At 67.5% G+C, this 22658-nt stretch carries 16 protein-coding genes; 8 read left to right on the top strand and 8 right to left on the bottom strand.

From position 1 onward, the window contains the following. Positions 1–35: 35 nt before the first annotated feature. On the bottom strand, positions 36–1091 hold the full coding sequence (locus FBZ90_RS01490; RefSeq protein WP_246130090.1) for a LacI family DNA-binding transcriptional regulator: 1056 nt from the start codon (positions 1089–1091) through the stop codon (positions 36–38). Between the two features lie 178 nt (positions 1092–1269). On the opposite strand from FBZ90_RS01490, the gene FBZ90_RS01485 reads away from it, so the two are divergent. The 3 genes from FBZ90_RS01485 (at position 1270) to FBZ90_RS01475 (ending at position 5322) form a co-directional block, all read left to right on the top strand. Then, positions 1270–2232 carry a dihydrodipicolinate synthase family protein gene (locus FBZ90_RS01485; protein WP_211101876.1) on the top strand — a complete coding sequence of 321 codons (963 nt, stop codon included), beginning with the start codon at positions 1270–1272 and terminating at the stop codon, positions 2230–2232. A 147-nt stretch (positions 2233–2379) separates the two neighbouring features. Further along, on the top strand, positions 2380–3777 hold the full coding sequence (locus FBZ90_RS01480; protein ID WP_145729257.1) for an MFS transporter: 1398 nt from the start codon (positions 2380–2382) through the stop codon (positions 3775–3777). 321 nt (positions 3778–4098) lie between these two features. Further along, positions 4099–5322, top strand: coding sequence for a carbohydrate porin (locus FBZ90_RS01475; RefSeq protein WP_186455543.1), 1224 nt, complete (start codon positions 4099–4101; stop codon positions 5320–5322). A 143-nt stretch (positions 5323–5465) separates the two neighbouring features. Here the strand turns inward: FBZ90_RS01475 and FBZ90_RS01470 are convergent, their stop codons facing one another. Continuing rightward, the gene (locus tag FBZ90_RS01470) at positions 5466–5849 is read right to left on the bottom strand and encodes a VOC family protein (RefSeq protein WP_145729255.1); all 384 of its coding nucleotides are present in this window, start codon (positions 5847–5849) and stop codon (positions 5466–5468) included. A gap of 331 nt (positions 5850–6180) precedes the next feature. Here FBZ90_RS01470 and FBZ90_RS01465 point away from each other — a divergent pair, with 331 nt between their 5' ends. The 4 genes from FBZ90_RS01465 to FBZ90_RS01450 all read left to right on the top strand — a co-directional run bounded on the left by FBZ90_RS01465 (position 6181) and on the right by FBZ90_RS01450 (position 12199). Next, the gene (locus FBZ90_RS01465) at positions 6181–6810 is read left to right on the top strand and encodes a TetR/AcrR family transcriptional regulator (protein ID WP_145729254.1); all 630 of its coding nucleotides are present in this window, start codon (positions 6181–6183) and stop codon (positions 6808–6810) included. A 97-nt stretch (positions 6811–6907) separates the two neighbouring features. Beyond that, positions 6908–8074, top strand: coding sequence for an efflux RND transporter periplasmic adaptor subunit (locus FBZ90_RS01460; protein WP_145729253.1), 1167 nt, complete (start codon positions 6908–6910; stop codon positions 8072–8074). Beyond that, the gene (locus FBZ90_RS01455) at positions 8071–11175 is read left to right on the top strand and encodes an efflux RND transporter permease subunit (protein WP_145729252.1); all 3105 of its coding nucleotides are present in this window, start codon (positions 8071–8073) and stop codon (positions 11173–11175) included. Before FBZ90_RS01460 ends, FBZ90_RS01455 begins: the two co-directional genes overlap by 4 nt. A gap of 256 nt (positions 11176–11431) precedes the next feature. Further along, positions 11432–12199: an alpha/beta fold hydrolase gene (locus FBZ90_RS01450; protein WP_145729251.1), complete on the top strand. Its 768-nt coding sequence runs from the start codon at positions 11432–11434 to the stop codon at positions 12197–12199. A 54-nt stretch (positions 12200–12253) separates the two neighbouring features. Here the strand turns inward: FBZ90_RS01450 and FBZ90_RS01445 are convergent, their stop codons facing one another. The 4 genes from FBZ90_RS01445 to FBZ90_RS01430 all read right to left on the bottom strand — a co-directional run bounded on the left by FBZ90_RS01445 (position 12254) and on the right by FBZ90_RS01430 (position 19801). Continuing rightward, a complete protein-coding gene (locus FBZ90_RS01445; protein ID WP_186455542.1) occupies positions 12254–14350 on the bottom strand; it encodes a S9 family peptidase in 2097 nt (698 codons plus the stop codon). 112 nt (positions 14351–14462) lie between these two features. Then, positions 14463–16574 (bottom strand): methyl-accepting chemotaxis protein, encoded by a 2112-nt coding sequence (locus tag FBZ90_RS28585; protein WP_145729250.1) that lies wholly within the window; start codon positions 16572–16574, stop codon positions 14463–14465. 126 nt (positions 16575–16700) lie between these two features. Further along, positions 16701–18650, bottom strand: a complete 1950-nt coding sequence (locus tag FBZ90_RS01435) for a methyl-accepting chemotaxis protein (RefSeq protein ID WP_246130089.1) — start codon at positions 18648–18650, stop codon at positions 16701–16703. A 212-nt stretch (positions 18651–18862) separates the two neighbouring features. Next, complete coding sequence (locus FBZ90_RS01430) at positions 18863–19801, bottom strand: GlxA family transcriptional regulator (RefSeq protein ID WP_145729248.1); 939 nt, start codon at positions 19799–19801, stop codon at positions 18863–18865. Between the two features lie 107 nt (positions 19802–19908). Here FBZ90_RS01430 and FBZ90_RS01425 point away from each other — a divergent pair, with 107 nt between their 5' ends. Continuing rightward, positions 19909–20601, top strand: a complete 693-nt coding sequence (locus FBZ90_RS01425; RefSeq protein ID WP_145729247.1) for a DJ-1/PfpI family protein — start codon at positions 19909–19911, stop codon at positions 20599–20601. On the opposite strand, the gene FBZ90_RS01420 is transcribed toward FBZ90_RS01425, so the two are convergent. Both FBZ90_RS01420 and FBZ90_RS01415 read right to left on the bottom strand, forming a co-directional pair. After that, a complete protein-coding gene (locus tag FBZ90_RS01420; protein WP_145729246.1) occupies positions 20598–21965 on the bottom strand; it encodes a sensor histidine kinase in 1368 nt (455 codons plus the stop codon). The genes FBZ90_RS01425 and FBZ90_RS01420 overlap by 4 nt on opposite strands. Position 21966: 1 nt before the next feature. Next, positions 21967–22650: a response regulator transcription factor gene (locus FBZ90_RS01415; RefSeq protein ID WP_145729245.1), complete on the bottom strand. Its 684-nt coding sequence runs from the start codon at positions 22648–22650 to the stop codon at positions 21967–21969. Positions 22651–22658 lie beyond the last annotated feature (8 nt).

Below are 22658 nucleotides of genomic sequence, written 5' to 3'. Positions count from 1 at the left end.
GGCCGACCGTCACTCTGCCTGCCCGGAGGAGGGGATCAGCGCCCCCTTGGCGAAAGCGGGGCTGTGGATCGGCGAGGAATGAGGGTGGGGGCGGAAACCCTGATTTTATCAATCACCGCCGCCGGCTCTTCCGTCAGCAAATCAAGAGCCACCGACGCGATCTGATCGAACGGGACCCTCAATGTGGTCAACGGCGTCGGCAGGTGGCCGACAATGGGAATGTCATTGTACCCGACAAGGGAAACGTCTCCGGGGACAGTGCACCCTAGCCTAGTAAGCGCGGACAGCGCACCGATGGCCGTGTTGTCGTTAACCGCGAAAATGGCGGTGGGCCTGGGGTTCAAGCGCATCAAAGCCAAGGCCGCCTCCGCGCCGGACTCAATGCCGAAAGTTGACTCGACGACGTAGGCGGGATCCTGCGCCACTCCGGCCTCGACCAGCGCCTGCCGATATCCCTGAACACGCCCCCGGGCACTGGACGCATAAGAGGGCCCCGCAATCAGGCCGATATGGCGATGCCCCAGGTCCAGGAGATGCCGGGTCGCCAGATATCCGCCCAACATATCATCGCCTACCGAGGACAGGCTGCGGCCGTCCGTACGCAAAGCCAGGACATGAGGCACACCGCGTTGTGTCAGGTCATTGGGAAAGTCATCATCCTGCCGGGCCGTGGACAGGACCAGGCCGTCAACACCCCGCCGCAACAAGGTTTCCGCCGCCATCCGGTCAGCCTTGGGTCTATCGTCCGTCGTCGCGACAATGGCGAACCGTCCAGAACGGGCACATGCCTTGGTGAGCGCCTCATAGAGCATCGCCATGGCGGTGTCCGTCAGGCGCGGCACGATCACGCCAATGGTCATCGTCTTCCCGCGCCGCAGGCTGGCGGCTGAGACATCGCGGATATAGCCGAGGTCGGCCGCCACCCGGCGGACCCTCCGGGCCGTTTCGCTATCCGATTGCGGCAACCGCTCATCCAAGATACGCGACACGGTGGACTTGGACACCCCTGCCGCCGCCGCCACGTCGTGCAACGTCACCCGCCCCGGGGTGACCCGCCCTGGATGGCCAGCCATGTCTTCCTCTTCCGCCAAAAGAATCTCCCCGCCATCGACCTGACGCCACGGCGCGCAGGCCCCACCCTCCCTTCTGTATGCCCCAAGATCGGGCTTGACTCCAGTAGGCTTTGGATCGATCGTGGGAACGTTCCCGCGAACGATCCCTCTCTGAATGATGGAACGTCGCCTGAAACCGATAACTGTGAGGAAACCCATGAACGCGCCCATCTCCCGACAGGAGAAGTCTGCCTTCCGTACCCCCGTCATGGATTTGCGCGGCCTGAGCCCGGCTCCGGTGACGGCCTTCACCAAGGACGGCAAGGTGGACTACGAAGCCAACGCCGCGCTGGCGAAATGGCTGGTCTCCATCAATGGGGTGAAGAGTCTGGTTTGCCTGGGCCACGCCGGCGAAGGGACCTTCCTGACCCAGGATGAGCAGGTGAAACTCATCGAAACGCTGGTGGAGGCGGTGGGCGGACAGGTTCCCATCATCGCCGGCATTACCGGCGAGGGCACGGAAGTGGCGGCCAAGGAAGCGCGCCGCGCCGCTGACGCCGGCGCCATCGGCGCCCTGGTCTATCCGTCCCACGGCTGGCTGCGTTTCGGCTTCCAGGACGGGGCGCCGCAGGATCGCTACAAGGCCATTCATGAAGCATCTGGCCTGCAGTGCATTCTGTTCCAGTACCCGGACGTCACCAAGGCCAGCTACAACCTGAAAACCCAGTTGGAGATCGCCGCCCAGCCGGGCGTGGTGGCCACCAAGAACGGCGTGCGCAACATGCGTCGTTGGGACACGGAAATCCCGGTGCTGCGCAACGAGTTCCCGGATCTGCAGATCCTGACCTGCCACGATGAGTACCTGCTGCACACCATGTTCGACGTGGACGGCGCGCTGGTCGGATACGGCAACGTGGCGCCCGAGCTGCTGGTGGAATTCATCGCCGCGGGGAAAGCCAAGGACTATCCGAAAGCCCGGAAGATTCATGATCAGTTGCTGCCGGTGACCAAGGCCATTTACCATCGTGGATCACATATGGAGGGCACGGTGGCCCTGAAGATCGCGCTGGTCGCGCGTGGCATCCTGGAAAACGCGACGATCCGTTCCCCTCTTCGGGACCTGTCGCCGGAAGCGGAGGCTGAGATCAAGGCGGCGCTGAAGGCCGCCGCCATCATCTAATTCCGACCGCAAGGCACCCCGGGGGGGCATTTGGCCAGTGGATTTGGCCAGCACACCTGGGGTGCCTTGACCACCCGTATAAGACAATAAGACATGCCGCGCACCGGTCCGCCGGGCGGGAAGGTGTGCGTCCAGTGGGAGGGTCAAATGGATATGATCGTGATGGACGACGCGAAGCGACGGAACGCCGCGTCCACGACCGAAGGCGCGCGCCTCATCGCCCGGCTGGAACGCCTGCCGGTGACCAAGCCCGTCATATGGGCGCGCGGGTGTGTCGGCATGGCGACTTTCTTCGATGGCTACACGACGATCGCCATCGCCTACGCCATGCCCATCCTGTCGAAGGAATGGGCGCTGACGCCGGCGGCCACCGCCGCCATCATCTCATCCGGATATTTCGGCCAGTTGATCGGCGCGGTCATCTTTGGCTGGTTGGCCGAGCGCCTGGGGCGGTTGCCTGTTCTGGCCATCGCGATCGCCATCTTCGCCGCCATGAGCTGTGCCTGCATCTTCGCCTGGGACGCGCACTCCCTCATGCTGTTCCGCTTCCTGCAAGGGATAGGAACAGGCGGCGAGGTCCCCGTGGCCAGCGCGTATGTCAACGAGTTGTCGGGTGCCAAGAAGCGGGGGCGTTTCTTCCTGCTGTACGAACTCCTGTTCCTGGTTGGCCTTACATCCGCCGGCGCCGTCGGGCTGGTGCTGGTTCCCGAAGCCGGCTGGAAGGCCATGTTCATCGTCGGGATGGTGCCCGTGGCCCTGGTCATACCCTTGCGCTTTTTCCTCTCGGAAAGCCCACGCTGGTTGATCGGCAAGGGGCGGCTGGCGCAAGCGGAAGCCGTCGTGGCCCGCCTTGAGGCGAGCGCGATCCGCAGCGGCAAGGTTCTGCCGGAACCGGCCGTTCCCACGACGGTGATCGCTCCCAAAGCCCAGGGCTCGGTGAAGGAGCTGTTCGGTCCGCTTTATGGCCCGCGGACGCTGCTGCTGTGGGTCATGTGGTTCGGCGCCTACATGATCAACAACGGCTTGGTCACCTGGTTGCCGACCCTGTACAAGACGGTCTTCAACATGCCGGTTAGTCAGGCCATCGGCTATGGCTTCATCACCACCGGCGCCGCCTTGGTGGCCTCTTTCATCTGCGCCCTGGTCATCGATCGGGTCGGCCGCCGCCGCTGGTATGTCGGCGCCTTGGTCTTCGCCGTCTTCCCGCTGGCGGCCCTTTATCTGGAGGGGGCAAGCAGTGCGCTGACCGTGCTGTTGCTCGCCACGCCCGCCTTTGCCGCCATCCAGACCGTCACCTATTCCCTCTATCTCTACTCGGGCGAACTGTACCCGACGCGCCTGCGCTCTTTGGGGGCTGGTCTGGGCAGCGCCTGGCTGCGCGCCGGATCCATGGCGGGGCCCTGGATGATCGGCATGGTCGTCGCGCAAGGCTCCGTGGCGCCCGTCTTCCTGGTTTTCGCGGGGGTATCGGCCCTCACCGGCTTGGCCGTCTGGCTGCGCGCGCCGGAGACGACGGGCAAGGCACTGGAGACCCTCTCGCCCTAAACCTGGGGCAAAGGCGTCCTGACACAGTCCGAAATTTCAACGGAACTTCGCGCGAGACGAAGTCCGAAAGGGGAGGCTTTATCCATGAGAACGCTGGCGGCGCTGGCGGGGTGCATCGTCTTGAGCACGACCCCCGGCCTGGCTGAAACCGTGCCCGAGACCATACCGGGAAAACCGGCTGCCACCGCGGAGAGGCAGGCGGCGCCAACCACTGAAGCCGATCGCGCCCGGGTCATTCCCCAACTCCACATCCTCCCCCCGCCCGGGAGCGGGTTCACGCCCCCACCCCCTGACGGACCCTTCAGCGACATCGGTCAAGCCTTGGCTGACCGGGGCATTTACCTGCGCGCCCTGGCCGTGGACGAGTTCGCCGCCAACACCACGGGCGGCCAGGGACAGGGCAAGGCCAACTCACTGGCCACCCCCTTCGGCACCGACCTGGACCTCGATAAAATGGTCGGCTGGTCGGGTGCGACATTCCATATGTCGATCAATGACTCCATCGGCACATCCTTGGCCGCTGAGCACACCCTGAATGCCGTCAGCTTTCAGACGCGCTTCAAGACCTACCACAATATGCGCCTTTCCGCCCTGTCGCTGGATCAGGACTTGTTTGACGGCAAGATCAACGTCACCGGCGGACGCGTCTCGGCGCTGACCTTCTTTAACGCCTCAACCATTTACTGCAACTTCCAGAATAATTCGGTTTGCTTTAACCCTGCCGTTCTACCGATCCAAAACAAGACCCTGTCTTTCTTTCCCTATGGCACCTGGGGCGGGCGGGTGAAGGCCAACCTGTCCAAGACCTTCTACGTTCAGGCGGGAGCGTTCGAAGCCAACACCTCCCTTATCCCCACCAACGGATTTGACTGGTCCACCAAGGGTGGGACGGGCGTGCAAACCGCAGGGGAGATGGGCTTCCAATCCGCATCCCCCCTGGAAGACCACGCCTATCATGTGCGTCTGGGTGGTTTCCGTAACACGTCCCCTGTCTCCGACCCGTTTCTCAACAGCCGGGGCTTGTCACGCATCGCTTACAAGGGCACGGCGTTGGTCCATGACGAAGGCCAAACGGGCTGGTATGCCATGGGGGACGTGGTCGTGGTCCGCTTCAGCGGCGACCGGCAGCGCAATTTGACGCTGTTCGGCGGCATGATCGGGTCGACCGCGGACTATACCCAATTCAAGAAGCAGACGTTGTTGGGGTTCGTGTTGACGGGGCCATTCGAAAGCCGGCCGGAGGACACCTTCGGCATCGTCGGCAGCTATATCCAATTGGGCCCGCGCGAGGTGGATTTCCTGCGCGCCTCGCGCGCCGCGGCCGGCGGCACGGACCCTGTGCATAACGCCGAAGGGATCTTTGAAATCAACTACGGCTACAAGGTCGCCCGCGGCATCAAGGTCAGCCCCAACATCCAGTACGTCCTGGACCCGGACAACATCCTGCGCCCCGGCGCCGTCCACCAGTCCAAGGATATCCTAGCGTTCGGCGTGCGCCTTTCGGTCGAGCTGGGCGCCGTCTTGGGCTTCCCCGTCTGGAGATAAAAGAAATCCCGACAGCGAACCAAATCTCTCGGACAGGCTAAAAAGGGGCTTCTGGCGGTCACGCTCAAATGCCGCGCATAGGATGCCACAGACAAACGGCGCCGCATCGCTGCGGCGCCGTTTTCATGTGCGCAGGAAGACGGTTATTCGGGCTTGAAGCAATAGGCGGCCAGCTTGTTGCCGTCCAGGTCGCGGGCATAGGACGCGTAGGCGTTGGGGGCCCAGCCGCGCGGGCCCGGCTTGCCTTCGCACACGCCGCCCTGGGCCAGGGCTTCGGCATGGAAGGCGTCGACGGCGGCGCGGTTCGGCGCCTCAAAGCTCACGGTCACGCCGTTGCCGACGGTGGCGGGCTGACCGTTGGCCGGCTTCAGAACGAAGAAGGACGGCTTGTCCTCACCCCAGATGGAGCCGTTGTCGCCGAGGTCGGCAACGCGCTTCAGGCCCAGCTTGGCCAGGACGGAGTCATAAAAGCCGCGGGCCTTGGCCAAGTCATTGGTCCCGACGGAAACGTGGGTGTAGATCGCCATAGTCTTCCTCCCCTTAATTCTTTGCGGAATGGGTACGACGACTATAGACAGGCGGCCAGCCCCAACAATGATGCCATATGAGGATTGACTTTTCTCCTTGTAAATCAATTCAATGGCTTACGGCGTATTGTCCTTAAGGACGAGATGCACGCGGTTGCGGCCCGTTGGACCACCCCCCCACCCTCCGCGCGCCGGGCCTGGGGGCGAGTGACGATATTGCAAGACCGTCATTTGTCACTTACATAGAAACGGCGTGTGCCCGCGCACCATGGCTTCCCACCGGACGCCCCATGAGGTGCCGGTCGACATCTCTCCATAAAGGCAGCCTCTCATGACCTCCCCGTCCGCTCGCGCCACCCCCGCCGCCGCAGGACAACGCGGTCCCGCCGATCATGAACGGCGCGCCCAGATCGTCGAGGCCGCCGATCAGCATTTCCGCCATTACGGCTATCACAAGACCACGGTGGCGGACCTGGCGAAGGCCATCGGCCTGTCGACGGCTTACATCTACAAATTCTTCAACAGCAAGCAGGCCATCGGCGAGGCCATTTGCGCCCGCTGCCTCAGCGAAATCACCGCGCAGCTGCGCGCCATCGTGACGGAGCCGGTGTCCGCCGCCGACCGGCTGCGCCGTTTCCACCCCACCCTGGCGCGCGCCGGCGCCGCCCTGTTCTTTGAGGAGCGCCGGCTGCACGACATCGTCGTCACCGCCGTGACCGAGAACTGGCACGCGGGCACGACGTATGAGGAGGAACTGCGCGAGATGGTGCGCACCCTGGTGGTCGAGGGGCGCGAGGCCGGGGAGTTTGAGCGTGAAACCCCGCTGGACGAGGTGTGCCTGGCGATTGGGGAGACGTTGTGGCCCTTCGCCCATCCGCTGATGCTGGAAGACAAATTGGACAGGATGGAGGCCGCCACGGCGGCGTTGGCCGGACTGGTGCTGCGCGCGCTGCGCCCCTGACATGTGACAGGAAACGGATGATGCGATACGAGTGACGGATTGACTAAATCGTCACTCGTAAGTATGGTCGAGGCTCTCTCAGGGTTGGAGCTTCGCCATGCGCTTGTCCTTGTCTGCCCGTCTGCTGCCCCTCGCCGCCTTGGCCCTGGCCGGCACCTCGCTTTCCGCCTGTGACAAGCCTGCCCCCGACCCGCGCACGGCCGACCGCCTGGTGCGCGTGGCCACAGCCCAGCCGGCCGCCCGTGACGAGCGGGCCTTCGTCGGCGTCATCACCGCCAAGGTGCAGAGCGGCCTGGGCTTCCGCGTGGCCGGCAAGGTCACGCAGCGCCTGGTGGACCCCGGTCAGACGGTGAAGGCCGGCCAGCCGCTGATGCGGATGGACAACACCGATTACCTGCACGCCATCACCACCCAGCAGGGCCAGGTGGCCATGGCCAAAGCCACGCTGACCCAGGCCCGGGCGGATGAGGTGCGCTATCGCGCCCTGGTGGGCAACGGCGCCGTCTCCCCCTCCGCCTACGACCAGAAGAAGGCCGCCGCCGACAGCGCCCAGGCCCAGCTGGATGCCGCCCAGGCGCAGTTGCGGGTGGCGCAGGACGACAGCGCCTACACCACGCTGGTGGCAGATGCCGATGGCACCGTCATGGACACGGCGGCCGAGCCGGGCCAGGTGGTCACCGCCGGCCAGATCGTGGTGCGGCTGGCCCATGCCGGCCCGCGTGAGGCGTCGGTGAACCTGCCGGAAACCATGCGCCCGGCCGTGGGCTCCACCGCCAGCGCCACGCTGTACGGCGGCACCACCCGGGTCACGGCGACCCTGCGCCAGCTGTCGGACGCGGCCGACGTCCAGACCCGGACCTATGAGGCCCGCTACGTCCTGGACGGTTCCGCCGCGCAGGCCCCGCTGGGGGCCACGGTCACGGTGCGCCTGGCGCAGGGGCGCGATGACACGCCGCCCGTTTCCATTCCGCTGGGCGCCCTGGTTGACGAGGGCAAGGGCCCCGGTGTCTGGGTACTGACGCCGGCGGCCGGCGGCGACCCCGTCAGCGGTGCCCCCCTCAGCGGTGGCCCCATCAGCGATAACCGGGCCACCATCGCCTTCCGCCCGGTCACGGTGGGCCAACTGGGGGCCGAGGACGCCATCCTGCTGGGCGGGGTGGCGGCGGGTGAGCGAGTTGTGGCCCTGGGCGGACATTTCCTGCATGAGGGCGAGCGGGTGCGCATCGCCCAGGCGGTCGCCGTGGCGAAGGAGAGCGGCAAATGAGCGGCTTCAACCTGTCCGCCCTGGCGGTGCGGGAACGGGCCATCACCCTGTTCCTGCTGGTGGCCATCACCCTGTCCGGCGTCTACGCCTTCCTGAAACTGGGCCGTGCCGAGGACCCGCCCTTCACCATCAAGGTCCTGACGGTCAGCGCCGTCTGGCCCGGCGCCACGGCGCAGGAGATGCAGGACCTGGTGGCCGAACCCTTGGAGAAGCGCCTGCAGGAGCTGCGCTGGTACGACAGGGTGGAGACCTTCACCCGGCCGGGCATGGTGCTGATGACCCTGTCCCTGCAGGACAAGACCCCGCCGTCGGCCGTGGCCGAGCAGTTCTACCAGGCGCGCAAGAAGCTGGGGGACCAGGCCCGCACCCTGCCCTCCGGCGCCCTGGGGCCCTTCGTGAACGATGAGTATGCCGACACCGACTTCGCCGTGTACGCGGTGAAGGCGCCGGGCATGCCGGCCCGTCAACTGACCCGCGAGGCGGAGGCCCTGCGCCAGCGCCTGCTGCATGTGCCGGGCGTGAAGAAGGTGGACATCCTGGGCGAACGGCCGGAGCGCATCTTCGTCGACTTCACCTACGCCCGCTTGGCCACCCTGGGCATCAGCGCCCGCGACATCTTCGACGCGCTGGCGCGGCAGAACACGGTGACACCCGCCGGGTCCATCGACACCGATGGCCCCCAGGTTTTCATCCGCCTGGACGGCGCCTATGATGACCTGGAGAAGATTCGCGACACCCCCATCGTCGCCGGCGGGCGCACCTTCCGCCTGGCCGACGTGGCCGAGGTGAAGCGCGGGTATGAGGCCCCGCCCACCTATCTCATCCGCCATGACGGCGAGCCGGCCCTGGCCCTGGGTGTGGTCATGCAGGATGGCTGGAACGGCCTGGAACTGGGCAAGGCGCTGGACGCGGAGGAGGCGCGGATCGCCGCCGAACTGCCGGTGGGCCTGACCCTCTCCAAGGTCAGCGACCAGGCGGTGAACATCCACGAGGCGGTGGGTGAGTTCATGCTGAAGTTCTTCGTGGCCCTGGCCGTGGTGATGTTCGTCAGCCTGGCCAGCCTGGGCTGGCGCGTCGGCATCGTGGTCGCGGCCGCCGTGCCCCTGACCCTGGCGGCCGTCTTCGTCATCATGCAGCTCACGGGCCGCGCCTTCGACCGCATCACCCTGGGCGCCCTGATCATCTCCCTGGGCCTGCTGGTGGATGACGCCATCATCGCCATCGAGATCATGGTGGTGAAGCTGGAGGAGGGGTACGACCGCATCAAGGCCGCCGCCTACGCCTGGAGCCACACGGCCGCCCCCATGCTGTCCGGCACCCTGGTCACCATAATCGGCTTCACGCCCGTGGGCTTCGCCCAATCGACCGCGGGGGAATACGCCGGCAACATCTTCTGGATCGTGGGCTTCGCCCTGATCACCTCCTGGGTGGTCGCGGTGGTGTTCACCCCCTATCTGGGCGTGAAGCTGCTGCCCAACATCCGGCCCATCCCGGGCGGGCATGCCGCCATCTACGCCACCCCGCGCTATCAGCAACTGCGCCGCCTGATCACCTGGGCGGTGGACCATCGCGGCCGGGTGGCCCTGGCCGTGGTCGGCGCCTTCCTGTTGGCCGGCGCGGGCATGGGCTTCGTCAAGCAGCAGTTCTTCCCCACCTCCGACCGGCCGGAGATCATGGCGGAGGTGCAGATGCCCGAGGGCACCAGCATCGAGGCCACGGCGGCGGCGATGAAGAAGGTGGAGGACTGGGTGCGGCGGCAGCCGGAGGCCAAAATCGTCTCCACCTATGTCGGCCAGGGCGCGCCGCGCTTCTTCCTGTCCTACAATCCCGAGCTGCCCGACCCGTCGTTCGCCAAGATGATCGTCCTGACCCCGGACGATAAGGCGCGCGACCGGCTGAAGGACAAGCTGCGCCAGGCGATCGCCGATGGCCTGGCGCCGGAGGCCCGGGTGCGGGTGACACAGCTGGTGTTCGGTCCGCCTTCGCGCTTCCCCGTCATGTTCCGGGTTTCCGGTCCGGATTTGGGCGTGCTGCGCGGCATCGCGGACCAGGTGCAGGCCGTCATGCGGGCCAACCCCGACACCCGCCTGGTGAACCAGGACTGGGGCGAGCGCACGCCCACCCTGCACTTCGTGCTGGACCAGGACCGCCTGCGCCTGATCGGGCTGAACCCCAGCGACGCCGCACAGCAATTGCAGTTCCTGCTGACCGGCGCCCCGGTGACCGAGGTGCGCGAGGACATCCGCGTGGTGCAGGTGACGGCGCGCAGCGCCGGCCCGGACCGCCTGGATCCCGCCCGCCTGGGCGACATGACCCTGACCAGCGCCGACGGCCGCCTGGTGCCCCTGAGCCAGATCGGCCATGTCGAGGTGCGGGCGGAGGAGCCCATCCTGCGCCGCCGCGACCGGGTATCCACCATCACCGTGCAGGCCGACATCGACGACGCTCTGCAACCGCCCCAGGTGTCGATGGCCGTCGAGAAAGCCCTGACCCCCATCATCGCCGCGCTGCCCGCCGGCTATCGTATCGAGATGGGCGGCAATATCGAGGAGGCGGGCAAGGCCAACGCGGCGCTGGCCCCCATCTTCCCCGTCATGGCGGCCCTGATCCTGCTGGTGCTGGTGCTGCAGACGCGGTCCCTGTCGGCCATGGCCATGGTGTTCCTGACCGGCCCCCTGGGCCTGGTGGGCGCCGTGCCGATGCTGCTGATCTTCCACCAGCCCTTCGGCTTCAACGCCATCCTGGGGCTGATCGGCCTGTCGGGCATCCTGATGCGCAACACCCTGATCCTGATCGGCCAGATCCATACCAACCAGCAGGAAGGGCTGTCGCCCTACCACGCGGTGATCGAGGCCACGGTGCAGCGCGCCCGTCCCGTCATCCTGACGGCCCTGGCCGCCGTGCTGGCCTTCATTCCCCTGACCCAGTCGGTGTTCTGGGGATCCATGGCCTATGTGCTGATCGGTGGCACCGCCGTGGGCACGGTGCTGATCCTGGTGTTCCTGCCTGCCCTCTACGCCCTGTGGTTCCGGGTTAAGGCGGACGGGGCGGCAGCGCCCCAGGAAGTCCCGCATTACCCCAGGGCGGTGCCGGCGGAGTGATCTCAACGGCGTGAGAAGGACTCGGGTCGTTGTAGGAGGCGACCTTGTCCGCCGCAGGTTTCCAGGAAGCCCAAGCCAGCGGATGCTGGCAACCGGCGATTGGGAACGGCATATGAGCGGCCCTGATCAAATGCCACGGGTGAATTGACTTCCCGCCGGCATGTGATAGGACTTTCCCCAGTTTCGAACGCCCTTCCGGTCCGCCGGGAGGGCGTTTCCTTTTTGGCCTTCCCGCAGCCTTGAAAAGGAACACGAAATGACCGCAGACATCCTGGGCGTCACGCTGCACGGCACGGGGCCGGAACCCGTGCTGGTCCTGCATGACTGGCTGGGCGACGCCAGCACATACGCGCCCCTGTGGCCCTATCTGGACGGAAAGCGTTACACTTACGCCTTCGCCGATTTGCGCGGCTACGGCCGGTCCCTGCGCCTGATGGGCGCCTGCACCATCGATGAGGTCGCCGCCGACTGCCTGGCCCTGGCCGACCATCTCGGCTGGCGACACTTCCACATCATGGGGCATTCCATGACCGGGATGGCGACCCAACGGCTGGCGGCCGACGCCCCATCCCGTGTCAAGAGCGCCATGGCGGTCTGCCCGCTCTCCGCCGCCGGCAACCCCTTGCCGGACGAGGCCGCAGCCTTCTTCGCCCGCACCTGCGAGGACAACGACGCCTTCCGCCGCCTGGTCAAATACGTGACCGGCCTGTCGGACCAGTGGGCGGAGGTGAAGCTGCGCCAGAACCGGGACCGCGTGGCGCCCCAGTGTCGTCCACACTATCTGCGCATGATGCAGACGACCCATTTCGTGGATGAGGTGCGCGGGCTGGCCACACCTTTTCTGGTCGTCGTCGGGGACAGGGACCCCGGCCTGGACGCCGCGGCGATGGAACGCACCTTCCTCGCCTGGCATCCCAACGCGACCCTGATGGTGATGCCCAACTGCGGTCATTACCCCATGCAGGAGTGCCCGCCCCGGTTCGCCCAGATGATCGAGGACTTCCTGGACAGCCAGGCCGGCTGACAAAAGGCCCCGGCCAGGGCGACCCTGCCGGGGCTTTCCTTGCGCGAATGCCGCTTACTTGACCTCGCCGTCCGTCCGGTACTTCTTGAACCAGGCCAGGATGGCGTTGGTCTCGCCCACCAGCTGCGACGGCCGTTCGGCCAGGCCGCCGTGGCTGGCGCCGGGCACGCGGATCAGGGCGGTGGGGATGCTGCGCAGCTGCAGGGCGGCATAGTACTGCTCCGCCTCGCTGGGGGGCGTGCGGTGGTCTTCCTCGCCCACCATGACGGCGGTCGGCGTCTTGACGTTGCCCACCAGGCTCAGCGGCGAGCGGCGCCAGTACTGCTCCGGATCCTCCCACGGCATCTTGCCGAACCAGTATTTGGCCATGAAGGTGAAGCCGTCGACGGTCAGCACCTCGCTGGCCCAGTTGATCACCGGCTTCTGCGTCACCGCCGCCTTGAAGCGGTCCGTCTTGCCCACGATCCACGCTGTCAGCACGCCGCCGCCGGAGCCGCCGGTGACGAACAGGTTGTTGGGATCGACCGAGCCCTTGGCGATGGCCGCGTCCACCACGCTCATCAGGTCGTCATAATCCTGGGATGGGTAGTTGTGGTGGATCTGGTTGGCGAAGCTTTCGCCGTAAGAGGTCGAGCCGCGCGGGTTGGCGTAGACGACGATGTAGCCGGCGGCGGCGTAGAGCTGATCCTGCGTCGACCAGACGGGGCCGTAGCTGGCGAAGGGCCCGCCGTGGATTTCCAGGATCAGCGGATACTTCTTGGCCGGGTCGAAGTCCGGTGGCGTCACCATCCAGGCGCCGATGGGCAGGCCGCCGGCGCTGGACGTCACGGGCAGCGGCCGCACCTGGGCCAGGGTCTTGCCGGCGAACAGGCTGGCGTTCAGGGTGGTCAGGCGCTTTTGCTCCCCCGGGCCGGTGCTGAGGCCGACATCCGCCGGATGGGTGGGATCGCCCCAGGGGAAGGCGACCACGCCATCCTTGGAAACGGTGAAGCCGCCGCCGGAATAGGGCCGGTCCAGCTCACTGCCCGCCAAGCCTTCGGCCACCGTCGTGATCTTGCCGTCCAGGGTGACGCGGGCGACCTTGGTGACGCCCTGGTCGGTATAGGTCGCGTAGATGGACCGGCCGTCCGCCGCCCAGCGCGGGCTGCCCAGGTCGCGGTCGAACCCGGCGGTCAGCGCGCGCACCTCCGTGCCGTCGGCGTTCATGACCGACAGCACGCTGTTCTGATAGCCCAGTTCCTTGTCGTCGAAGCCGACGAAGGCGATGCGCTTGCCGTCCGGCGACACCACCGGTTCCTGGTCCGGCCCATGGCGGGTGGTCAGCTGGGTCAGGCCGCCGGTGGTGGTGTCGACGGAAAAGATATCGGAGTTCAGGGGATCGCGTTCCCAATCCTTGCCGTGGTTGGTGCTGAACACGATATGGCGGCCATCCGGCATCCACGACAGGGCGCCGCCATCGTCATACGCGCCGCTGGTCAGTTGGCGCGGCGCCCCGCCATCCGCCGGCACCACGAAGATGTGGTTGAAGCCGGGGCGGACATAGCCCTCGCCATCCTCACGGTAGTTGATCCGGGTGATGACCTTGATGGGGTCGGCCCACTTCGCCCCCTCCGGCGCCGCGAGGGGGGAACCCAGGCTGGTCCCCTCCTCCGGCACGAACATGGTGAAGCCGATCTGCTTGCCGTCCGGCGACCAGGCGATGTCGGACGGGCCCTCCGGCAAGGCGGTGAGGGCGGCGCCGGTGCCGCCCCCCGACAGCCAGCGCACCCAGATCTGCGGCTTGTCGCCCGGCCCCTTGGCGACGTAGGCCAGGCGGGTGCCGTCCGGCGACCAGCGCGCCCGGTTGCTGCCCGGCACGCCCAGTGGCACCTGCTGGCCGCTGGCCACATCCACCAGCCAGACCTCGCTGCGGGCGTTGTCGGTCAGGATGTCCTCGGACGAGCGGGTGTAGGCGATGCGCTTGCCATCCGGGCTGATCTGCACATCCTTGGCCTGCGACAGGGCGAAGGCGTCGCGCGGCGTCAGGGTGTGGGCGGGGGCCACGGCCTCCGGCGTGGGCGGGACGGGGGATGCGGCGCGCGCCAGGGCGCAAGGTGCGACGCCGAGCGTCAGGGCCAGCGCGAGCGCCGCCCGGTGCAAACGTGAGGTCATGTGGGTCCCATGTGCCTGGTTCTTCTGACGTCCGGGCCCCGCTCCCGAACCAGGCGCAGCCTGTCACGTTTGCCGGTCCGCCGCCAGCAAGGACCTTAGGCAGCGCCGAGACTCAGCCGTTGGCGCGCAGGACGGCCAGGAAGCTGTCGACCTGCCGGTCCAGCCCCCGGGCGTCACGGGACAGATCCTGGGCGGCGCGCAACACTTGTCCGGCACCGTCACCCGCCTCGGCCATGGCGCCGCTGACGGTGGTGATGCGCTGGCTGACCGCCGCCGTGCCCATGGAAACCTGCTGGATGTTGCGGCTGATCTCCAGCGTGGCGGCGCCCTGCTGCTGCACCGCCCCGGCGATGCGGCCGGCGATCTCGGCGATGGTGCGGACGGTGGCGATGACGGCGTCGATGGCGGCCACCGCCTCCACCGTCGCCGTCTGCACTCCGCCCACCTGGTCCGCGATGTCGCCCGTGGCCTTGGCCGTCTGGATCGCCAGCGCCTTGACCTCACCCGCCACGACGGCGAAGCCCTTGCCCGCCTCGCCGGCACGGGCGGCCTCGATGGTGGCATTCAGGGCCAGCAGGTTGGTTTGGCCGGCCACGGCGCTGATCAGGTCCACGATTTCGCCGATGCGCTGGGCCGCCTGGTCCAACTGGCGCATGCGGTCGCCGTTCCGCTCCGCCTGGCCCACCGCCTGCGCCGCGATCTCCGCCGCCCGCACGGCCTGGGCGGCGATCTCGTCGCTGGCGGCGGACAACTGCTCCGTCGCCGCGGCGATGGTCTGCACGTTGGCCGAGGCCTGCCGCGCCTCCCCCTGCATCTCGTCGGCCTCGCGCACCACGCGGGCCGCCGTGTGGTTCAGGCCGTCGGCGACACCGGTCATGGTGTCCACCGCCTGGCCCAGGGCCCTGACCAGGGTGGCGACCTCGCTTTCGAAATCGATGGCCACGCCCATCAGGGCTTGGTGCCGTTCCGCCGCCGCCTGCGCCTCCAGCGCCTGCTGGCGCGCCCTCAGGTCCGCCACGTGCAGGGCCTGCTCCTTGAACACCTGCACCGCCCGCGACATGGCGCCGATCTCGTCCCCCCGCGCGCGCGCGGGCACGGCCACGTCGGTATCACCGCCGGCCAGCCGCCCCATGACGGCCGTCATGACCTTCAAGGGCCGCGACAGGCTGGTGCCGATCACGGCCGCCAAACCGCAGACGATGGCCAGAACCAACCCGCCCACGCCCATCAGACGGTCCCGCGTGGCCCAGACGCCGGCCAGCAGGGTGTCGCGCGGGGCGGCGACGGCGAAGCCCCACACCTCCCCGGCCCGGCCGAAACGCACCGGCACCATGACCACCACCATCTCCGCCTTGGTCGCCGGGTCGCGGAAGGCGCCCTCGTGCGGCTTGCCGTCCGCCACGGCGGCCAACAGGTCGCGCGCCCACGCCTCCTGGACCGGCTGGCCCAGCCGGGCGGCATCCGGGTTGGCGATCCATTGGCCGCTATCCCGCGTCCCATCCTTCCGGGCGGGCGGGCTGGACACCAGCAGGGCGTATCCGTTCCCCCAGGGGCGCAGGGCCCCGACGTCGGCCTGGATGCGCTTCAGGCTGAGATCGGCGGTGGCCACGCCCAGCGCCTTACCATCCACCAGGATGGGCGCCACGACCGTGGTCATCAGCACCCGGGTCTGGCCCACCTCATAGAAATAGGGCGGTGTCACCGCCTCCCGCCGCTCCCGCAGGGGGCGGTGATACCAGTTTTCCTCCGCCGCATCGCCCGTCATGGGTGTGGTTTCCACGCCTGTGCCGCCGTCGGCGTGGCGGTAGGCGTACAGCATCAGCCGCCCGTCGGCGTCCCCCTGGGCCGTGCCCTTGTAGCGGGCGTCACCACCATCGGCGTTGGGTTCAAGCCCGGCATAGATGCCGGTGATGTCGGGGTTGGCGTCCAGCACCCGGTTCAGCGCCCGGCCATAGGCGGCGCGGTCCAGTCCCCCGTCCTGGATGAGGGAGGCGGTCCAGGCGGCATCGGTACGGGCGGCGGCCAGGGCATCGTCGATCACGCCCACGATCTGGCGGGACTGGCTGGCGGCCATCTCGGTCATCAGGCGGCGGGCCGCCTCTTCGCTGGCGCTGACCTGCACATGCACGGCGTAGGCGATCAGGCTGGCGATCCCCAGCGCGGTGACGGCCAGCAGCGGCAGCATGATGCGCAGCCGCAGGGAAAGGTTCTGGAAAACCGGCACGGCTGGCGCCCCCTTACATCCTGACCCGATGGTGGGGGGAAAGTGTGCCCTATCGCCAGCCGTACCCAAGTTAACTTTTTAAAAACAAGCGCTTGTCATATCCCTGTCACATCGAACGGGCGTGCATCACGCCGCCCGCACCGCGGTGACGAAGCGGCTGACCTGTTCGTCCAGGGCCTTCAGTTGCTGCGCCAGTTCGCCGGCGGTGCCCAGCACGTGGCTGGCGCGGTCGGCGCTGTCCACCACCACATCGCTGACGGCATGGATGTTGGTGGTGACGGCCCGGGTGCCGCGGGCGACGATGCTGGCGTTCTGCGAGATTTCCCGCGTCGCCGCCCCCTGCTGTTCCACGGCGGAGGCGATGTTGGCCGCCACCTCCTGCGCGCGGGCCGACACCTCGGCGATGGAGCGGACCTCGGCCACCGCCCGGCTGCTGGCCTGCTGCGTCGCCTCGATCTGCGCCGTGATGTCCTCCGTCGCCTTGGCCGTCTGGTTGGCCAGGCTCTTGACCTCCGACGCCACGACGGCGAAACCCTTGCCCGCCTCCCCGGCCCGCGCCGCCTCGATGGTGGCGTTGAGGGCCAGCAGGTTAGTTTGGCTGGCGATCTGGGTGATCAGGTTCACGATCTCCGTGATCTTTTCCATCTGGCCGGCCAGATGCTCGATGGTCTGGCGGGCGGTTTCGGCGCGGGTGGCCGTGTCGGTGGCGATCTCGGCGCTTTGGGTCACACGCGTGGCGATTTCCCCGATGGAGGCCGACAATTGCTCCGCCGCCACCGCCACCGTCTCCACGCTGCTGGACGTCTCATCCGTGGCTGCGCGCACGGCGTCGCTGCTGCGCCGCGCGTCGGCCAGTCCCGCCGCCAGGTGATTGCTCTGCGCATCGACCTGGCCGCTGGCCTGGGACACCAGCTTCAGGACGGAGGAGACGTTGGCCTCGAAATCGCTGGCCAGCCGTTCCGCCAGGGCGCGGCGCTTGCGCTCCGCCTCCTCCTGCATCTGGGTGCGTTCCTGGTGCAGCTTCGCCACCTCGGTCGCGTTGCGCTTGAACACCTCCAGCGCGCGGGCCATGGCGCCGATCTCGTCCCGCCGTTCCACCGCCGGCGTGGGCACGTCGATGGCGCCCTCGCTGAGCGCGATCATGGTGCCGGTGATCTCATCGATGGGCCGCGCCACCAGGCGATAGGTCACGAAGCCCAGCAACAGCACCAGCACCGCCACCGTGCCGCCGGTGGCCACCAGGATCAGCATGCCCAGGGAGCGCAGGGGCCCGAAGGCCTTGGCCGCGTCCATGGTCACGCCCACGTACCACCGGGCGGACGGCAAATCCTTGATGGGATGGAAGGAGATCAGGGTGTCGCCCTCCTGCTCCGGCGTGCGGCCCAGGTGCTTCTGGATGTCGAAGCCATCGGCAAGCTTCTTCATCACCCGGTCCTTGTCGGGGTGGACCAGCACCGTGCCGTCGCCGTCGATCAGGAACACCTGGCCGTTGCCGCCCAGGTCGAAGGACTTGAGGAAGGTCTTGACCATATCCAGGTCCAGATCGCCGGCGGCCACGCCCGCCAAGGCGCCATTCTTCATGACGGGGCTGGCGATGGTCAGGACCAGGTTGCCACCCGACGCGCTGACATAGGGCTGCGTCATGATGGTCTGCCGCGCGGCATCGGCGGCCTTGTACCAGCCGCGCTGGCGCGGGTCATAACCGGGCGGCAAATCCAGCGCCGGGACCATGGTGAAGACGCCGGCGGCGTCGCCGTAATAGACGGGGCTGAAGGTACCGCTCAGCGTCGGCCCCTGCAGCAGGTTCATGACATGGGCGCCGTCGCCGGCCGCCACGTCATCGGCCAGGTTCCGCACCAGCGAAACGCGGCCCATCAGCCACTTCTGGATGCCATCGGCCGCTGACTCGCCGGTTGATTTGATCTGTGTATTGATTTGCGTGGTTAGAGTATCGCTGGATACAGAATAAATGACGTATCCCAGTACACTGAACGCCAAGGCCACAAATATTGCGGTGAAAGCAACAATCCGATAGACAAACTTCGTTCGTTTGCCCGACTGCTCAATTGCGCGCATGCCAGCATACTGTGTGGAGTTCATTGCCCCCTCGCACTGTCATGTCTGTTATAGGGGCGGCCAAAGCCAACCCCATTAAGGAACAGACTAGATCAGATTTCGGGGCCGTCAAACGCCAAATTTTTGCATATGCGAGAAGTTTTCCGCGTCTGCGCCTTTAAAGGGCAACCGCCTTCGTCCAGGGCAGGAGATGATCCTGCTCCGGAGCGAACCTAGGCCGACCTGCGGATGGCTTGCGGTGGCGCGCCAAAGGTGCGGATGAAGGCCCGGCGCATGCGTTCGGTATCCCCAAAGCCCGTTTCGAGAGCGATACGGTCCAGGGACGCGGGGCTTTCTTCCACCAAATCCCGTGCCACCTCCAGCCGCAACTGCTCCACCGCCTTGGCCGGGGTGACGCCCTGTTCAGCGGCGAAGGCGCGGGCGAAGTTGCGCGGGCTCATGGCCGCCTGGGCCGCCAGGTCCTCCACCGTCAAGGGCCGGGACAAATTGTCCCGCACCCAGGCCAGCAAGTCGCCAAAGCGGCTGCTGGCGCCCTGCATTTCCAGCAAGGTGGAGAATTGCGACTGCCCGCCCTGGCGGCGGTAGGGCACGACAAGTTGCCGGGCCGTGCGCCGGGCGATGGCCTCACCCTGGTCCTCCGCCACCAAGGCCAGCGCCAGGTCGATGCCAGCGGTGATGCCGGCCGATGTCCAATAGGCGCCGTCGCGGATGAAGATGCGGTCGGCCTCCAGCCGCACCTGGGGAAAGCGCCGGGCAAAAGAGCTGGTGCGGTACCAGTGGGTGGTGACCCGCCGCCCGTCCAGCAGGCCGGCAGCCGCCAGCAGAAAGGTGCCGGAACAGACGCTGGTCACCCGCCGTGCCCGTTCCGCCACAGCGCGGGCATAGTCCAGCAGGACCGGCTCCGCACTGGCGACGTTCACGCCGTCGCCGCCGGCGACCACCAGCGTATCCACCTGCGCCGGGTCCACCAGCGGCCCCGCCATCAGCAGGACGCCGGACGAACTGGCGACCGGCCCCGCCTCCAGCGCCATGACGCGGATGTCATAGGGCTGGCGGGCGCAGCGGCCCGCGATCTCAAACGCCGCCAGGGGCCCGGTGACGTCCAGGATCTGAAAGCCGGGATAAGCCAGGAAAGCGATGGTGCGGGCCATGGGCGCGGTCCTGTTATTGGCAGGAAAGGTGGGATTTATGGCATTGCTGCCAGCGTCTGTCGAGGGCACCGTTGGCACCGCCCTCCCCCGGAGCCCGGAGCCTTCCCATGAGCCAGGCCGCCTTCACCATCGTTGAAGTCGTCTTTCCCCTGATGACCCAATTGGACTTCACCGCCCCGCACCAGGTGTTCAGCCGCCTGCCCGGCATCACCCCCCGAGTGGCATCCGCCACCGGCGGCACCATCGCCTCGCACGAAGGACTGCGGTTCGAGGGGACGGAGCGGCTGGCCGACATTCCGGCCTGCGACCTGCTGTTCATCCCCGGCGGCATGGGCATCGCCGCCGTGCTGAACGACACCGAAACCATGGCCCAGGTGCGCCGCCTGGCCGACGGCGCCCGCTACCTGACCTCGGTCTGCACCGGGTCTCTGGTCCTGGCGGGGGCCGGTTTGCTGAAGGGCAAACGGGCCGCCTGCCATTGGGCCTGGCGCGGCCAGCTGGCGCGGTTCGGCGCCATTCCCGACGCCGGCCGCGTGGTGCGCGACGGCGACATCATCACCGGCGGGGGCGTCACGGCCGGCCTGGACTTCGCCTTCACCGTGGCCGCCGAAATCGTGGGGCGCGACGTGGCGGAGGCCCTGCTGCTGATGCTGGAATACGCGCCCGAGCCCCCTTTCCCCGGCGGCCGCCCGGAACTGGCCCGGCCGGAGGTGAAGCGGCGGGTGGATGAAATCTACGGCCAAATCTTGCCCAAGCGCATGGCGGAGGTGGAGGAGTACGCCCGCCGGATGTTCCCTTAAGCCAACCGCATCCGGGCCCGGAGCCCCGGGTGGTTATCCGCCAGGTCGAAGGCGCCGCCGTGCAGCTTGGCGACGGCGCTGACCAGGCTGAGGCCCAGGCCCACGCCGGGGGTGCCCCGGCCGGCGTCGCCGCGATAGAAGCGCTCCGTCACCCGCGGCTTCTCCTCATCGGGGATGCCGGGGCCGTTGTCGGTGACCGACATCTCGACCTTGCCATCAGCGCCGCTGGCGACCCGCACCACGATGGCGCCGCCCTCGGGCGTGAACTTCAGGGCGTTGTCGATCAGGTTGCCAACCGCCTGGGCCAGCAGCACGGGGTCGCCCAGGATGGTCGCCATGCCCGTGTCCCCCTGGAAGGCCAGGGAGACACCCTTCACCTCCGCCGCCGGCAGGTAGAACTCCACGGCCCCGGCCGCCACCTCCGCCACGTTGACCTCGGCGAAGCCGGAGCGGCGGGCGCCGGTATCGATCTCCGCCAGGCGCAGCAGGGCGTTGAAGATGCCGATGACGCGGTCTACGTCGGCCACCGCCCCATCCACCTCGGCATAGGTCTCGGTCATGGTGGGGCGGGTGACGCTCACCTCCTCCAGCCGCGACCGCAGCTCCGCCAAGGGGGTGCGCAAATCGTGGGCGATGGCGTTGGAGACGTTGCGCACGCCGTGCACCAGATGCTCGATCTGGTCCAGCATGCCGTTGATGGTGCGCGACAGGGTGTTGAACTCATCCTGCCCCCGGGCGGTGGGCAGGCGCCGCGAGAGGTCGCCCTGGACGATGCCGGTGACGGTGCGGCTCAGCTCATCGATGCGGCGCAGCACGGCGCGGCGGATGAGGAAGCCGCCCAGCATGCCCAGCAGCAGCAGCACACCCATGGCCGCCAGCAGGCTGTACCAGAACCGCTGCTCCAGGGGGCGGAAGTGGGCCATGTCGCGGGCCACCAGCAGGTGATAGCCGCCGGGCAGCACCATATGGACCAGCCGCGCCTGTATCGTCTTGCCATTGAACGTGAGCGGCGCGGTATAGGCTCCTTGCCGCTCGGGCACGTCCACGGGCCAGGCCGGCATGTTGCCGGCCAACACGGTGTGGGCCGGATCGGTCAGCAGCAGGATGCGCTCCGCCGCGATCTGCATGCTCATGCGTTCATTGAGGAAGGCCGCCAGCCCGTCGGGCCCGCGCTGGCGGAACACCTCGGCGAAGCGCTGCGCGTCCTCCTGCAATATCTCGGTGCGGCCATCGTCGATGGTCACCCGCCAGGCATAGCCCAGGGGGGCGGCGAACAGCACCAGGGTCACCAGCCCCAGCAACACATAGCTAAACGCCAGGGTGAAGGCGGAGGAGCGCAGGGGCAGGACGGGGGCGGGCGCCATGTCAGCCCCCGGCCGTCATCATGTAGCCGGCGTTGCGCACCGTGCGCAGCAGCGGCGGCTCCCCCTCCCCTTCGATCTTCTGGCGCAGCTTGCTGATGTGCACGTCGACCACGTTGGTCTGGGGATCGAAGTGATAGCCCCAGACGCCTTCCAGCAGCATGGTGCGGGTGACCACCTGGTCGACATGCCGCATCAGGTATTCCAGCAGCTTGAACTCCTGGTTCTGCAGGGCGATGGCGCGCTCCCCCCGTGTGACCTTGCGCGACAGCAGGTTCATGCGCAAATCCCCCACCGCCAGGCTGGTTTCCGGCGCGGCGCCGGTGGGCGACCGGCGCATCAGCGCGTCCAGCCGCGCCAGCAGCTCGCCGAAGGCGAAGGGCTTGGTCAGATAGTCGTCGCCGCCGCTGCGCAGGCCCTTGATGCGCTCATCCACACTGCTGAGCGCGCTCAGGATCAGGACAGGGGTCTGCGTGCCCATCTTGCGCAGGGTCTCGATGATGGTCAGGCCATCGATGTCACCCGGCAGCATGCGATCCATGACGATCACGTCGAACGGTTCGCCGGTCGCCTGGAACATGCCGTCGCGCCCGTTGTCGACATGCTCCACGGTGTGGCCCGCCTCGCGCAGTCCCTTCACGACAAAGCGCGCCACCCGTTCGTTATCCTCAACCAACAGCACCTTCATGGGATGCC

Source organism: Nitrospirillum pindoramense, assembly GCF_007827955.1.
Taxonomy (GTDB): domain Bacteria; phylum Pseudomonadota; class Alphaproteobacteria; order Azospirillales; family Azospirillaceae; genus Nitrospirillum; species Nitrospirillum amazonense_B.
The sequence above is the reverse complement of the archived record's forward strand: the minus strand, read 5'-3'. Positions and strand labels throughout refer to the sequence as shown.

What these genes read in the sequence shown, in the direction of transcription:
- FBZ90_RS01470 (WP_145729255.1), bottom strand. Translation starts at nt 5,849, where the DNA reads ATGGCGATCTACACCCACGTTTCCGTCGGGACCAATGACTTGGCCAAG.
- FBZ90_RS01450 (WP_145729251.1), top strand. Translation starts at nt 11,432, where the DNA reads ATGACCGCAGACATCCTGGGCGTCACGCTGCACGGCACGGGGCCGGAA.
- FBZ90_RS01465 (WP_145729254.1), top strand. Translation starts at nt 6,181, where the DNA reads ATGACCTCCCCGTCCGCTCGCGCCACCCCCGCCGCCGCAGGACAACGC.
- FBZ90_RS01460 (WP_145729253.1), top strand. Translation starts at nt 6,908, where the DNA reads ATGCGCTTGTCCTTGTCTGCCCGTCTGCTGCCCCTCGCCGCCTTGGCC.
- FBZ90_RS01430 (WP_145729248.1), bottom strand. Translation starts at nt 19,801, where the DNA reads ATGGCCCGCACCATCGCTTTCCTGGCTTATCCCGGCTTTCAGATCCTG.
- FBZ90_RS01445 (WP_186455542.1), bottom strand. Translation starts at nt 14,350, where the DNA reads ATGACCTCACGTTTGCACCGGGCGGCGCTCGCGCTGGCCCTGACGCTC.
- FBZ90_RS01420 (WP_145729246.1), bottom strand. Translation starts at nt 21,965, where the DNA reads ATGGCGCCCGCCCCCGTCCTGCCCCTGCGCTCCTCCGCCTTCACCCTG.
- FBZ90_RS01485 (WP_211101876.1), top strand. Translation starts at nt 1,270, where the DNA reads ATGAACGCGCCCATCTCCCGACAGGAGAAGTCTGCCTTCCGTACCCCC.
- FBZ90_RS01425 (WP_145729247.1), top strand. Translation starts at nt 19,909, where the DNA reads ATGAGCCAGGCCGCCTTCACCATCGTTGAAGTCGTCTTTCCCCTGATG.
- FBZ90_RS01455 (WP_145729252.1), top strand. Translation starts at nt 8,071, where the DNA reads ATGAGCGGCTTCAACCTGTCCGCCCTGGCGGTGCGGGAACGGGCCATC.
- FBZ90_RS01435 (WP_246130089.1), bottom strand. Translation starts at nt 18,650, where the DNA reads ATGCGCGCAATTGAGCAGTCGGGCAAACGAACGAAGTTTGTCTATCGG.
- FBZ90_RS01480 (WP_145729257.1), top strand. Translation starts at nt 2,380, where the DNA reads ATGGATATGATCGTGATGGACGACGCGAAGCGACGGAACGCCGCGTCC.
- FBZ90_RS01415 (WP_145729245.1), bottom strand. Translation starts at nt 22,650, where the DNA reads ATGAAGGTGCTGTTGGTTGAGGATAACGAACGGGTGGCGCGCTTTGTC.